Genomic DNA, 13,829 nt, shown 5'->3' with positions numbered 1-13,829 from the left:
AGGACCGGGGCCGGTGGGGGGGCGCGGCGGGGGCCCCGGTGGCCCCCGGGGGGGGCCCCGCCCGGGGGGGGCGGGGGGGGCACCCCCCCCCCCCGGGGCCGGGGGGCCGCCCCCCCCCACTTCCGGGTAGCGCGACAGGCCGCGGTGGATCGACTCGGGCGAGGTGTTGCGGCGGCAGTAGATCTCGATGTAGCCCTCGGTCTCCCAGCCGAGCGCGGCCGGGTCCACCCGTACGGTGAAGCCGGTGATCGCTCCGTCGGCCCGCAGCCGGTCCACCCGGCGCTTGACGGCCGGAGCGGACAGCCCGACCTCCTGGCCGATGTCCGCATAGCTGCGGCGGGCGTCCTCGGCGAGGGCGTGGACGATGCGTTCGTCGAGATCGTTCAGTCGCACTGCGGGTGGATCACTTCTCTGACGTGGCCAATCGGGAGCGGCGCAAGCCGTATCCGAAGTAGACCACAAGGCCCACGACCATCCAGACACCGAAGACCACCCAGGTCACCGCCTCCAGGCTGTACATCATCCACAGGCACAGCACGAAGCCGATGGCCGGGAAGAGCGGGGAGAGCGGCGTGCGGAAGGTGCGCGGCATGTCGGGACGCGTCCGGCGCAGCACGATCACGGCCACGTTGACCAGTGCGAAGGCGAAGAGGGTGCCGATGCTGGTGGCGTCGGCCAGCTGGCCCAGCGGCACCGCCGCGGCCAGCACGCCGCAGAACAGCGACACGATCACGGTGTTCACGCGCGGCACACCGGTCTTGGCGTGCACCTTGGAGAACGCCTTCGGCACCAGGCCGTCGCGGGACATCGCGAAGAGGATGCGGGTCTGGCCGTAGAGCACGGTCAGCACGACGCTGGCGATGGCGATGACCGCGCCGAACGCGAGCAGTACGGCCCACCAGCTCTGCCCGGTGACCGCCTTCATGATCCCGGCCAGCGCGGCCTCGGAGCCCTGGAACTTCTGCCAGGGCATCGCGCCCACGGCGATCGCCGCGACCAGGCAGTACAGCGCGGTGACGATCACCAGCGAGAGCATGATGGCGCGCGGCAGGTCGCGCTGCGGGTTCTTGGCCTCCTCGCCGGCCGTGGAGGCGGCGTCGAAGCCGATGTACGAGAAGAACAGGGTCGCGCCCGCGGCGCTGACGCCCGCCATGCCCATCGGCATGAAGTTCGCGTAGTTGCCGGACCGCACGCCCTGGAGGGCGACACCGCAGAACAGCAGCAGCGCGACGATCTTGACGAGCACCATGACGGTGTTGGCCCGGGCGCTCTCCTTGGCCCCGCCCAGCAGGAACGCCATCGCCAGCAGCACCACCAGCAGCGCCGGCAGGTTGAAGATGCCGCCGTCACCGGGCGGCGCGGACAGCGCGTCGGGGATGGTGAAGCCGAAGAGGCCGTCGAGCAGCTCGTTGAGGTACTCGCCCCAGCCCACCGCGACGGCCGCGACCGAGACGCCGTACTCCAGGATCAGACACCAGCCGCAGACCCAGGCGACCAGCTCGCCGAGGGTGGCGTAGGCGTAGGAGTAGGACGATCCGGAGACCGGGATGGTGCCGGCCAGCTCCGCGTACGACAGGGCCGAGAACAGCGCGGTGATGCCGGCGATGATGAAGGAGATGACGACCGCGGGGCCGGCGTCCGGCACGGCCTCGCCGAGGACCACGAAGATCCCGGTGCCGAGCGTGGCGCCGATGCTGATCATGGTCAGCTGCCATACGCCCATGGAGCGGCGGAGCGAACCGCCCTCCCCCTTGCCGCCCTCGGCGACCAGCCGCTCGACCGGTTTGCGCCGCATCAGCCGGGTGCCGAGGCCTCCGGGGGCGGGTGGCTGGGTGTCGCGGTCCCCTGCGGGTGGGGCTGCGCCGTGCTCCAACACTGGGGTGGCTCCTTCATCGCTGCCGGTCAAGGCGGGTTCGGAGGACGGCGACCGGCAGCGGCCGCGCGCAGGCATGCCGAAGACACCTGCAGCAGGAGACCGCCGAGCTGACGGTCTCCGCCACTCCACGTACAGCGCATGACCTTACGGGCCGCTGTTGACCTGCCGTAATGCGGGTTCCTTGCGCAACCGCGGTCGATCGTTGCGCACCGGCGCGGCGGGCGGTCGTTCGTTGCGCGCCGGGGTCCGAACGCCGGGCCCGCCGTCGGGGCGTCCAAGGGGTGGACATCCGTGGTGCGGACACCCGTCCGGCGGTGCCCGGATATACGAGCGGCCCCGCACCCATGGGGTGCGGGGCCGGTGAGCCGAGCCGGCGGAGCCGCTGAGCGGCCCCGTGGTGGATCAGCTCCAGCTGTCGTGGAGCGGCTTGCCCTCGGCGTAGCCGGCGGCGCTCTGCACGCCGACCACGGCCTTCTCGGCGAACTCGGCCAGGGAGGCCGCGCCCGCGTAGGTGCAGGAGCTGCGGACGCCCGCGATGATCGAGTCGATCAGGTCCTCGACGCCGGGGCGCGCCTGGTCGACGAACATCCGGGACGTGGAGATGCCCTCCTCGAAGAGCCCCTTGCGGGCCCGGTCGTAGGCCGACTCCTCGCTCGTGCGCCGCTGCACCGCACGCGCGGAGGCCATGCCGAAGCTCTCCTTGTACGGGCGGCCGTCGGCGGTGTGCTGGAGGTCGCCGGGCGATTCGAGCGTGCCGGCGAACCAGGAGCCGATCATGACGTTGGACGCGCCGGCGGCCAGCGCCATGGCGACGTCGCGGGGGTGGCGCACCCCGCCGTCGGCCCAGACGTGCTTGCCGTACTTCTTGGCCTCTGCGGCGCACTCCAGCACCGCGGAGAACTGCGGCCGACCGACACCGGTCATCATGCGGGTGGTGCACATCGCGCCCGGTCCGACACCGACCTTGATGATGTCCGCGCCGGCCTCGATCAGGTCGCGGACGCCCTCGGCGGCGACGATGTTGCCCGCCACGATCGGGACCTGCGGGTCCAGCGCCCGGACGGCCTTGATCGCGCTGATCATCGTCTCCTGGTGGCCGTGCGCGGTGTCCACGACGAGCGTGTCCACGCCGGCGTCCAGCAGCGCCTTGGCCTTGCCGGCCACATCGCCGTTGATGCCGACCGCGGCGGCGATCCGCAGCTTGCCGTCGGCGTCCGTGGCGGGGGTGTACAGGGTGGCGCGCAGGGCGCCCTTGCGGGTCAGGATGCCGACCAGCCTGCCGTCCGCGTCGACCGCGGGCGCGAGCTTGCGGTTGGCGGCGTCGAGGCGGTTGAAGGCCTCGCGCGGGTCGATGTCGGCGTCAAGGACCAGCAGGTCCTTGGACATGACCTCGGCGACCTGGGTGAAGCGGTCCACGCCGGCCAGGTCGTGCTCGGTGACGACACCGACCGGGCGACCGCCCTCGACGACGATGCCCGCGCCGTGCGCCCGCTTGGGCAGCAGCGCCAGCGCGTCGGCGACCGTCGCGACCGGGGAGAGCACGATCGGGGTGTCCAGCACCAGGTGGCGGCGCTTGACCCAGGTGACCACGTCGGTGACGACGTCGATCGGGATGTCCTGCGGGATGACGACCAGGCCACCGCGGCGGGCGACGGTCTCGGCCATCCGGCGTCCGGCGATCGCCGTCATGTTGGCGACCACGAGCGGGATGGTGGTACCGCTGCCGTCGGGCGAGGACAGGTCGACACCCTGGCGGGAGCCCACGGCGGAGCGGCCGGGCACCATGAACACATCGTCGTAGGTCAGGTCGTAGGGCACCGAAGAACTCTCTTCGAGCGCGCCGTTCTTCGGATTCAGGAATCGCATATGGCCAGGATACGGGCCCTGACCAGGGCTCATACGATTGTCCGAGCTGCCGCCGGGCCGTGTGTGTGATCCGCCAACGGGGTCCGCGCCCCTTCTCCCGGGCCGCCCCTGGTCAGGCCGCTACGCCCCCTGGCGGCCCCGCCCACGAGCCATGATCACGGCCAGTCCGGTGTCCGTGTCGCGCCAGTAGCCCACCGCGTCCGCGAGGACGGACTCCACGATGCTCCAGTCCTCGGGGGCGGCGGCCGCGTAGCCCTGCCAGTCGGTGACGACCAGCAGCCGGCCGCGGGCGGCCGGGCACCACGACAGGTCGGTGAGGCAGTCGGCGAGCGCGTCCCAGTTGTGGCCGAACCAGGACGGCAGCCGCAGCGCGCCGGCGCACCGCTCCATGAAGGCGGCCTTGTCCCGGGCCCCGTCCAGCTCCAGTGACGCGCCGGTCCAGCCGGCGTCCCGGGCGGCCGCCAGGGCGTCGGCCACCGGGCGCTCGGCGGGCCAGGTCAGCACCCCTGGGGGCGTACTGCCGTCGAGGACCGCCTTCAGCGGCCGCGGCACCGTGCCCGTCATCGCCGTACCGCCTTGCCGGTCATCGCAGCACCGCCTTGAAGCTTCGGTAGTGGTCGTCGGTGTAGTACGTCTCGTGGCCCCGGCCGGTGACCAGGCGGCGGGCGCCGCGGTCCGGCGAGGCGGGCGTGGGGACCGTGTACTCGTGGTAGTAGCCGCGCGTCTGACGGGGCAGCAGGCCCTCGCGGTTGCCGAAGACGGTCCCGTCCTGCCGGTAGGGGAAGGGCCCGCCGGCGTCGATGAGCGCCAGGGTCTCCCGCGCCTGGGAGGGCAGTGCGCCGACCGGGACGGCCGGCATGCCGTGCGCCCAGTCGGGTACGGCGGAGGCGCCCGGCGCGGGGGTGGCGACGGTGGCCGCGACCCGCGGCGATCCGGGCGAACTCCCCTTGTCGCCACCGCCGGTGGCGCATCCGGTGAGGACGAGGAGCAGGCCGGCGAGCAGCGCGCCGAGGACGGCGGCGGCTCGGCGCGGGGCGGAGTGGATCTCCATGGCGCCGATGCTGTCACAGGCGTGCGCGAGCCGCTCGCCGATGGGCGTCTCGGGGGTGGCCGGCGGCGAGCGCGTCAGGGGCGGCCGGGCTCCACGGCCACCCGGCGGGCATCACCGCCCGTCGGGATCCGCCCGGTCCAGCGCCGGCCGCGGCCCGGGGCCGGTCTCCAGCAGCAGGTGGTCGGCGGCGGCGGTGTCGGTGACCAGGCTCGTCACCAGCCCGGAGCGCAGCACCGCGCCGATCGCCGCGGCCTTGCGCCGGCCGCCCGCGATGGCGACGACCTCGGGGATACGGCGCAGCCGGTCCGCCTCGACCGTGATGCACCGCTCGCCCAGGTCCCGGCCGATGCGGCGGCCCTCGGCGTCGAAGAGGTGCGCGGACATCTCGGCGGCCGCGCCCAGCGAGGCGTAGTGCTCCCGCTCCTGCTCGCTCAGCATGTCGTAGACGGTCGAGACGCCCGGCTCCCAGGAGCCGATGGAGACGCAGGCGACGGTGACCTTGTCGAAGTACTCGAAGGCGCGGGCGATGCCGGTCTGCCGGCGCAGCGCCTCGGCGGTCGCCGAGTCGGGCAGCAGCATCGGCGCGTAGATCGGGTGCGCCTCGCCCCCGGAGACGTCGGCCGCGCGGCGCACCGCCTCGACCGAGCCGCGGTCGGCGGTGCCCGCGTCGTAGACCCCGGTCAACTGCACGACGGTGCACGGCGGGAGTCGGTGCAGCGCGGCCGCCATGTGGATGGTCGACCGGCCCCAGGCGAGCCCGAGCACATCGCCCTCGTTGACGAGCTCGCCGAGCAGGTCGGCGGCGACCTCACCGAGGTTCTCGGGGTCGGCGGCGTCGTCGGGCGGGGTCTGGCCGCCGAAGGCGGGGGGAGCGTCCGCGGGCGACTCGACGACCACCGCGTGCCGCAGGCCGTAGCGGGCCCGCAGGGCGTCGGAGCGTTCGGCGTCCAGTTCGGAGGGCACCCGGATCTCGATCCGTACGAGATCACGCTCCAGTGCCGTCTCCAGCACCCGCGCGACCTTGAAGCGGCTGACGCCGAACTCCTCCGCGATCTGGATCTTCGACTTTCCCTCAAGATAGAAACGGCGGGCCATGGCCGCAGCCTGCACCAGCTCGGCAGGGCCCATTCCGGACTGTGGGCGGCTGGCTACCACGAAATTCTCCCCTTTGGCGCATCTGATCGAGTCTTTGCTCATCCTTTCAGAAACCCGAGGACAACGGGGACCATCGGCGCCTCGACCGCCGTGAACGCTCGATTGCGCCATGGACAACTGGCGGCGCGGCCGGGCCACGAGGGCGTCCCCGTGGCGCACCGGCCGGGCCGCCGGCCCCCGTGCCCCGTATCAGTGCGCGCAGCCCCAGCCCGCCGCCGCGGTCGCCGTCTCGGCCTTCTCCCGCAGGTCCCGCACCGCCTTGGCCGGGTCGTCCGCGCCGTAGACCGCCGAACCGGCCACGAAGACATCGGCCCCGGCCTCCGCGCAGCGCTCGATCGTCGAGGCGGAGACCCCGCCGTCCACCTGGAGCCACAGCTGGAGACCGTGCCGGGAGATCAGCTCACGGGTGCGGCGGATCTTCGGCAGCATGATGTCCAGGAACGCCTGGCCGCCGAAGCCCGGCTCCACGGTCATGATCAGCAGCATGTCCAGCTCGGGGAGCAGATCCTCGTACGGCTCGATGGGCGTGGCCGGCTTGAGCGCCATCGACGCCCGCGCGCCCTTGGCCCGGATCTCCCGCGCCAGCCGCACCGGCGCGGCCGCCGCCTCCGCGTGGAAGGTCACCGACCCGGCCCCGGCCTCGATGTACTGCGGCGCCCAGCGGTCCGGGTCCTCGATCATCAGATGCAGATCGAGCGGGGTGTCCGTCGCCTTGCTCAGCGACTCGACGACCGGCACGCCGAGGGTGAGGTTCGGGACGAAGTGGTTGTCCATGACGTCGACGTGCAGCCAGTCGGCGCCCTCGACGGCCTTCGCCTCCTCGGCGAGCCGGGCGAAGTCTGCGGACAGGATGCTGGGGTTGATCAAGGCCATGGGACCAGTATGGCGCCCTGGTCCGGCGGGGCCGGAGCCGGGACCGCCCCGACCGACCGCCTCGCCCACCGGCCCGGCACCCGGCCGCTCCACGGCCCTTCCCTCCCCTCTCCCCCTGCCTCTTCCTCAGCCCGTCCGTCGCAGCAGCGCCAGATACATCGCGTCCGTGCCGTGCAGGTGGGGCCACAGCTGCACGTCGGGGCCGTCGCCGAGCGCCGGTACGCCCGGCATCAGCGGCCGTGCGTCGACCCACTCCACCTGTACCGGCGCCCCGCCGCGGCCCTTGATGACGTCCTCCACCACGGCCCGGGTCTCGGCCGGATGCGGCGAACACGTCGCATAGCCGACGACGCCGCCGACCCGCACCGCCGCGAGCGCCTGCCGCAGCAGCTCACGCTGCAGCGGGGCGAAGCCGTCCAGGTCCTCCGGGCGGCGGCGCCAGCGGGCCTCCGGCCGTCGGCGCAGCGCCCCCAGGCCGGTGCACGGCACGTCCATCAGGACCCGGTCGAAGGCGCCGGGCCGCCAGGCCGGGCGGGTGCCGTCGGCGGCGATCACCGTGTACGGGCCGGGGTTGCCCTCCAGCGCACGGGCCACCAGCCGCGCACGGTGCGGCTGCTTCTCCGACGCCAGCAGGGCCGCACCGCGCTCCGCGGCGAGGGCGGCCAGCAGCGCCGCCTTGCCGCCGGGGCCCGCGCAGCCGTCGAGCCAGGCGCGGTCGGCCCCCTCGACCGGCGCGTTGGCCAGTGCCAGGGCGACCAGCTGACTGCCCTCGTCCTGCACACCGGCGCGCCCCTCGCGTACCGCGTCCAGCGCGCCGGGCTCACCGCCCTCCGCGAGCCGGACCGCGTACGGCGACCAGCGCCCGGGCAGTGCGCCCTCCTCGCCGGCGGCCGCCATCAGCTCCTCGGCGGTGGCCCTGCCGGGCCGCGCCACCAGCGTCACCTCGGGACGCTCGTTGTCCGCCTCCAGCAGGTCCTCGATACCGGCGCGGCCGCCGCCGAGGGCGTCCCACAGCGCCGAGACGATCCAGCGGGGGTGGGCGTGCACGACGCCGAGGTGGTCCTCGGGGTCCTCGTCGTACTCCGGGGCGACCCGCTCCAGCCAGCCGTCCAGATCATGCGCGGCGACCTTGCGCAGCACCGCGTTGACGAACTTCGCCCGTCCGTCGCCGAGCACCACCCGCGCCAGCTCGACGGTGGCGCTGACCGCGGCGTGGGTGGGGATCCGGGTGCCGAGCAGCTGATGCGCGCCGAGCGTCAGCACGTCCAGGACCGGGGGGTCCACCTCCCGCAGCGGCCGGTCCACGCACTGCGCGATGATCGCGTCGTACGTCCCCTGGCGCCGCAGCGACCCGTAGACCAGCTCCGTCGCCAGCGCCGCGTCTCGGCTGTCGAAACCACCGCTCTCACGGGCCTTGCGCAGCAGCGGCGGCATGACGAGATTGGCGTACGCGTCCCGCTCGTCGACGGCCCGCAACGCCTCGAACGCGAGGATCCTGACCGGGTCCTTCTTCGGGCGGCGATAGGGCTTGCTGGGGCGACGGCGGGGCTGCTCACTCACAGAAAAGGTGCTCCGGATACGGGATTAGGGGTTCCGCCCACACAAGGGGCCCGTCCCAGCCTACGCGGCCCGGCCGGCAGCAACCCGCAGGGACGACCGACACAAACGGACACGGGGCGGGCGAGCACCTCCCCGGCATACCGGCGGGGACGCCGGCCCGGGCCCATGCGCTGGGGACATCGGCGCCCGGCCTTACCGGTGGGGACGCCTGCCCGGCCTGGCCGCTGGGGGCGCCTGCCCGGGCCCACGTGCTGGGGACGCCAGCCCCCGGCCCTACCTGTGGGGACAGCGGGCCCGGCCCGACCGCCGGGAGCGCCTGCCTGATCCCACACTCTGAGGACGCCCCGGCCCTACCACTGGGGACGCCTGCCCAGCCCCACCGCTGCTGGGCGCCTGCCTGACCCCGCACGCTGGCGACACCGGCCCGGCCCGACCGCTGGGATGTTGGCCCGGCCCCACGCGCTTGAGACACCGGCCTAGCCCTACCTGCGGGGACAGCGGGCCCGGCCCGACCGCTAGGGGGGCGCCTGCCTGACCCCACGTGCTGGCGACACCGACCCGGCCCGACCGCCGGGAGCGCCTGCCGGCTCCACGCGCCGGAATACCCCCCACCCCCACCACGTTGTGGCCCGCAAGGGGCGCCCGCACCCCCTACGGGATGTGTTCGCCCACCCCCTAAGGCCCCCGCCCCAACAGCCCCTTAAGGCGTGTCCCCCAGTCGCTCGCCCTTCTCGATGCGTACGCCGCGCGCCCAGTCCGCCGCCTTCATCGGCTTCTTGCCCTGCGGCTGGACCCAGAGCAGTTCGACGGGGTGGCTGCCGGTGCCGACGTACACGGCCTTCTTCGTGACGGCCAGTTCGCCGGGCGCGAGGCCGAGTTCGCCGTGCCCGGCGACGGAGGCGGCCGACATCAGCTTGAGGCGCTCGCCGCGGAAGACCGTCCAGGCCCCGGGCGCGGGCGCGCAGCCGCGGATCACCCGGTCGACGCGGAGCGCCGGCGTCGTCCAGTCCACCTTGGCGTCCTCGACCTCGATCTTCGGCGCGAGCGTGATGCCCTCGGCCGGCTGCGGTACGGCCTGGAGCGTGCCGTCCTCGATGCCGTCCATCGTCGCGACGAGCAGTCCGGCGCCGGCGAACGCCAGCCGGGTGAGCAGATCACCGCTGGTGTCCGTCGGACGGACCTCCTCGGTCAACACCCCGTAGACCGGGCCGGAGTCCAGCCCCTGCTCGATCAGGAAGGTCGAGGCGCCGGTCACCTCGTCGCCCGCGAGCACCGCGTGCTGGACGGGCGCCGCGCCCCGCCACGCGGGCAGCAGCGAGAAGTGCAGATTGACCCACCCCTGGGCGGGGATGTCGAGCGCGACCTTCGGCAGCAGCGCACCGTAGGCGACCACCGGGCAGCAGTCCGGCGCGATCTCCCGCAGCCGGGCCAGGAAGTCCTCGTCACGCGGCTTGAGGGGCTTGAGGACCTCGATGCCGGCCTCCTGCGCGCGCTCCGCGACGGGGCTGGCGACCAGCCTCCGTCCGCGGCCGGCGGGCGCGTCGGGCCTGGTCACGACGGCCACGACGTCGTGCCGGTCCGAGGCGATCAGGGCATCGAGGGCGGGTACGGCGACCTCGGGGGTACCGGCGAAGACAAGCCTCATAGGTGGCGATCTACCTCTCACACGCAGCGGAACGACGCACCAGTCTATGGGGCTTGGTCCGGTTCCCAGCGGTGGATCCAGGGGGCGTACGACATTTCCCGCGCCTCGCACGGAAGCTCGTACGCCCCCATACCGTGACCAGAGCCGCTGCTGTCGCGTTGGTCAAACAGCATTGACCCACGACCGGGCCGCCTTGGCGGCCCGATCGCATTAACCCTTCCTTTTCCACGCCGGTTCGAGAGGCTTGCTCATGGCCGACCACGCAACCCACGACGCCCAGGCGCGCGCCAGCCTGCATCTCCTGGTGCGGGACATCGAGCGGGTCCGCCGGCAGGTGGACGCACTGCGCACGCTGACCGCTCAGCTCGGCAACGTCTACCGGCCGCGGCGTACCGGGCCCTCCGCCGGCTTCGTCGTCTACGGACGCGCGCCCGCGCCGACCGTCCGCCTCGCCCAGGAGTTGCGGGACAGCGTCGAGACACTCGTCACGGCCGCGGTCGACTTCGACCGTTCGCTGGGCTTCTCGTGGGACGCGGTGGGCTCGGCGCTCGGCGTCACCAAGCAAGCCGTGCACCGCCGTTACGGCGCCCGCAGGGCCGCCGCCCAGCCTCCGGCCGACAGCGGCGGCGAACCGGCGGTGCGTACGCCCGAGTCCGCCCCGGCCCGCGCGGTGACCATGGCCACCGGGCTCCCGAGCGCGCCGACCGTGCCCGGCTCCCGCTCCCTGCCCGCCCAGCCCTCCGGGCCCGCCGCCCGCGACGAGGCGACCCGGCCGGGCGCCTTCCCCGGCCCCCGCAACGGCTGACCCCGCTTCACCCGCCACACCGGGCGCGGCCCTTCGCACGCTCGCCAACGCCCCGGGACCGAGCGCCGGCCACGGCCCCGGGGCGGCGCCATGTCCACGGCGCCACGGCCATGGAGCCCTCCGCTGTCCGCCGTCCACGGTGCCGTGTCCGCGGCGGAAGAGTGGCGCCGGTGCGGAGCGGGCGGGCCGTGGCAGCGGTGAGGAGCCAAGCCGACGGTCACGGCTTCCCGGCCGTCGCTGCTCACCCCAGGTCCGGCGGGTCGATCCGTACCCGTACCGCCTCTCCCTCCCGTTTGACCAGTCGCGCCGCCCGGGCCGCCTTGAGCGCCGCGGCGAGCGCCGTTCCCTGGCCGGGCCGGACCCGGACGAGCGCGCGCTCCCACTCCTCACCGGCGGGCGGGTCGCCCGGCCGGCGCGGCCGCCCCGGGTCCGGCACCGGCAGCGGGACGGGTCCCAACACCTCGGCGCCCTCGGGGAGTTCGGCGGCTCTCAGCAGCTCGACGACATCCTCGGCGCGGCCGGCCACCGAGGCCATCCGGGACACCGGGGGGAACCCCAGCTCGGCTCGCTCGCTCAGCTCGCGGACCGCATGGCCGACCGGATCCCAGCGCACCAGCGCCTGCACGGGCCGCAGCGTGGGCTCCGCGATCACCGCGACCGTGCCGCCCTCGGCCTGGCCACGGACCAGCGCGGCGGCGCCCAGCCAGCGGCGCAGCGCCTCCTCCCCGGCCCGCAGATCCGGTCGCCCGAGCAGCGCCCAGCCGTCCAGCAGCAGCGCGGCCGCGTAGCCGCCGCCCTCGGCCACCGGCTCCGCGCCCGGCGTGCTCACCACGAGCGCGGGCACTTCGGGGACCGAGGCCAGCACATGGTCGCGCCCGGATGTCCGCACCGGGACCGCCGGGAAGGCCCGGCCCAGCTCCTCCGCCGTCCGCCGCGCCCCCACGATCTGAGCCCGCAGTCGAGCGCCACCGCACTCGGCGCAGTGCCAGTCCGGCTCCGGGCGTCCGCACCAGGCGCAGCCCAGCTCCCCCGCCGCCTGTGCCTCCAGCGGGCCGGCGCAGGCCCGGCACCGCGCGGGGGTACGACAGCGCTCGCACGCCAGCCGGGGGGCGTATCCGCGGCGCGGCACCTGCACCAGCACCGGCCCGTGCTTGAGCCCCTCCCGCACCACCTGCCACGCCATCGTCGGCAGCCGGGCCGCCCGCGCCGCGGCATCGCGCGCCTCGTCGCCGTCCCCGACCGTACGCACCCGTGGCGCCGCGGTCCGCACCTGCTCACGCTCCGCGGCCAGCGGTCGCGCCCAGCCGGTCTCGACCAGCTGGGCCGCCTCGACCGTGCAGCTGAGCCCGCCCAGCAGGAAGCCGGCCCGCTCGCTCACCGACCGCTGGATGAGCACCTCGCGCGCATGCGGCTGCGGCGCATGCGGATCGCTGTGGCTGGCGTCCCCGTCGTCCCACAGCGCCACCAGCCCCAGGTCGGCGACCGGCGCGAACATCGCCGCCCGGGTCCCGACGACGGCACGCACCGAGCCCCGGCTGACCGCGAGCCAGCGCCGATACCGCTCCTCGGGCCCCGCATCGGCGGTCAGCAGCACATGCCGCCCGGCCCCGATCAGCTCGCTGAGCGCCGCGTCCACCCGCGCCGCGGCCCGCCCGTCGGGCACCACCACCAGGGCGCCGCGCCCGCCGGCCAGCGCCGCGGCCGCGGCCCGCGCCAGCTCCTGCGGCCAGGTCGCCCCCGGCAGCGCCGTCCACACGGCGCGCGGCGCGTCCCCCCGCGCGAGCGCCGTCAGGAACCCGGGCCCCGCCGCATACCGCCCCCAACTCCCCGGATCGGGGGGTGCGTTGGGCGGCAGTGGCTCGGGCGACGACTTGGCCTCCGCGCGCGCCCGTCGGGGCGGCACCGCCAGCTGCACCACATCGGCCAGCGTCCCCGCATACCGGTCCGCCACGGCCCGGCACAGCGCCAGCAGCCGGGGGCCCAGCACCCGCTCCGGCGACAGCACCTGGGCGATCGGCGCGAGCACCCCCCGATACTCGCTCTGCGCCACCCGCTCCACGATGAACCCGCTGACGAGCTTGCCGCCCTCCCGGCGGCCCCCCTTCTCGCCCGCCCCGAACCGCACCCGCACCCGCACCCCGGGCTGGGCCTCGGCGTCCATCGCCGCCGGCACGGCATAGTCGAAGTACCGGTCGAGGTGCACCAGCCCCTTGTCGACCAGCACCCTCGCCACCGGCAGCTCCGCCGCCAGCTCGGCCCCCCGCCACGTCCGCGGCTTCGCCCGCCCGGCCTTGGTCTCCCGCACGGCCTCCCGGATCAGCGCCAGCTGCTCCCCCACGTCCGACGCCCCCTCCTCCGCTCGCCCGTTCTGCCTGCTCACAGCTTCAGTCTTAGCAGACGGCACTGACAGCGAGCGGAGGCGAGCAGCTGCCCGGCAAACAGCCCACGGCCCCGGACCGCTGGGCGGTCCGGGGCCGTGGGTTGCGTCGGCGAAGGGGCTTGCTTACAGCCCGGCGGCCTTCTGCAGGGCCTCCACGCGGTCGGTGCGCTCCCAGGTGAAGTCCTCCAGCTCACGGCCGAAGTGGCCGTAGGCGGCGGTCTGGGAGTAGATCGGGCGCAGCAGGTCGAGGTCCCGGATGATCGCGGCCGGGCGGAGGTCGAAGACCTCGGCGATGGCCTGCTCGATCTTGTCGGTGTCGACGGTGGCGGTACCGAAGGTCTCGACGAAGAGACCGACCGGCTCGGCCTTGCCGATGGCGTACGCGACCTGGACCTCGCAGCGGGCCGCGAGACCGGCGGCGACCACGTTCTTGGCCACCCAGCGCATGGCGTAGGCGGCCGAGCGGTCGACCTTGGACGGGTCCTTGCCGGAGAAGGCACCGCCGCCGTGGCGGGCCATGCCACCGTAGGTGTCGATGATGATCTTGCGGCCGGTCAGACCCGCGTCACCCATCGGGCCGCCGATCTCGAAACGACCGGTCGGGTTGACCAGCAGGCG

12 protein-coding genes are annotated in these 13,829 nt (G+C 74.4%); 1 reads left to right on the top strand and 11 read right to left on the bottom strand.

Annotation, left to right across the window (positions count from 1 at the left end; all coding sequences use genetic code 11):
• The 9 genes from ACFWZH_RS38975 to fmt form a co-directional block, all read right to left on the bottom strand.
• The coding region (locus ACFWZH_RS38975) for an Lrp/AsnC family transcriptional regulator (RefSeq protein ID WP_384443108.1) at window positions 1-393 on the bottom strand (393 nt) is incomplete at its 3' end.
• A gap of 10 nt (window positions 394-403) precedes the next feature.
• On the bottom strand, window positions 404-1,876 hold the full coding sequence (locus ACFWZH_RS38970) for an amino acid permease (protein ID WP_384443106.1): 1,473 nt from the start codon (window positions 1,874-1,876) through the stop codon (window positions 404-406).
• A 402-nt stretch (window positions 1,877-2,278) separates the two neighbouring features.
• Window positions 2,279-3,742, bottom strand: a complete 1,464-nt coding sequence (locus ACFWZH_RS38965) for a GuaB1 family IMP dehydrogenase-related protein (RefSeq protein WP_384443103.1) — start codon at window positions 3,740-3,742, stop codon at window positions 2,279-2,281.
• A gap of 120 nt (window positions 3,743-3,862) precedes the next feature.
• Window positions 3,863-4,306 carry a barstar family protein gene (locus tag ACFWZH_RS38960; RefSeq protein ID WP_384443100.1) on the bottom strand — a complete coding sequence of 148 codons (444 nt, stop codon included), beginning with the start codon at window positions 4,304-4,306 and terminating at the stop codon, window positions 3,863-3,865.
• Window positions 4,307-4,325: 19 nt separating this feature from the next.
• On the bottom strand, window positions 4,326-4,793 hold the full coding sequence (locus ACFWZH_RS38955) for a ribonuclease domain-containing protein (RefSeq protein ID WP_384443097.1): 468 nt from the start codon (window positions 4,791-4,793) through the stop codon (window positions 4,326-4,328).
• Between the two features lie 111 nt (window positions 4,794-4,904).
• On the bottom strand, window positions 4,905-5,921 hold the full coding sequence (locus ACFWZH_RS38950; protein ID WP_384443093.1) for a sugar-binding transcriptional regulator: 1,017 nt from the start codon (window positions 5,919-5,921) through the stop codon (window positions 4,905-4,907).
• Window positions 5,922-6,137: 216 nt separating this feature from the next.
• Window positions 6,138-6,821, bottom strand: a complete 684-nt coding sequence (rpe, locus tag ACFWZH_RS38945) for a ribulose-phosphate 3-epimerase (protein ID WP_384443090.1) — start codon at window positions 6,819-6,821, stop codon at window positions 6,138-6,140.
• Between the two features lie 126 nt (window positions 6,822-6,947).
• On the bottom strand, window positions 6,948-8,381 hold the full coding sequence (locus tag ACFWZH_RS38940) for an RsmB/NOP family class I SAM-dependent RNA methyltransferase (RefSeq protein WP_384443087.1): 1,434 nt from the start codon (window positions 8,379-8,381) through the stop codon (window positions 6,948-6,950).
• Window positions 8,382-9,081: 700 nt separating this feature from the next.
• Entirely contained in the window at window positions 9,082-10,026 is a 945-nt protein-coding gene (gene fmt, locus ACFWZH_RS38935) for a methionyl-tRNA formyltransferase (RefSeq protein ID WP_384443084.1), read from the bottom strand.
• A gap of 250 nt (window positions 10,027-10,276) precedes the next feature.
• Here fmt and ACFWZH_RS38930 point away from each other — a divergent pair, with 250 nt between their 5' ends.
• Window positions 10,277-10,831, top strand: coding sequence for a hypothetical protein (locus ACFWZH_RS38930; RefSeq protein ID WP_384443081.1), 555 nt, complete (start codon window positions 10,277-10,279; stop codon window positions 10,829-10,831).
• 241 nt (window positions 10,832-11,072) lie between these two features.
• Here the strand turns inward: ACFWZH_RS38930 and ACFWZH_RS38925 are convergent, their stop codons facing one another.
• Together ACFWZH_RS38925 and ACFWZH_RS38920 are read right to left on the bottom strand one after the other, a co-directional pair.
• Window positions 11,073-13,211: a primosomal protein N' gene (locus tag ACFWZH_RS38925; RefSeq protein ID WP_384443079.1), complete on the bottom strand. Its 2,139-nt coding sequence runs from the start codon at window positions 13,209-13,211 to the stop codon at window positions 11,073-11,075.
• 123 nt (window positions 13,212-13,334) lie between these two features.
• Window positions 13,335-13,829: methionine adenosyltransferase domain-containing protein (locus ACFWZH_RS38920; RefSeq protein WP_384443076.1), on the bottom strand; the 495-nt coding region annotated here is incomplete at its 5' end.

This window comes from Streptomyces sp. NPDC059008 (assembly GCF_042749045.1).
In the GTDB taxonomy this organism is placed as follows: Bacteria; Actinomycetota; Actinomycetes; order Streptomycetales; family Streptomycetaceae; genus Streptomyces.
The sequence above is the reverse complement of the archived record's forward strand: the minus strand, read 5'-3'. Positions and strand labels throughout refer to the sequence as shown.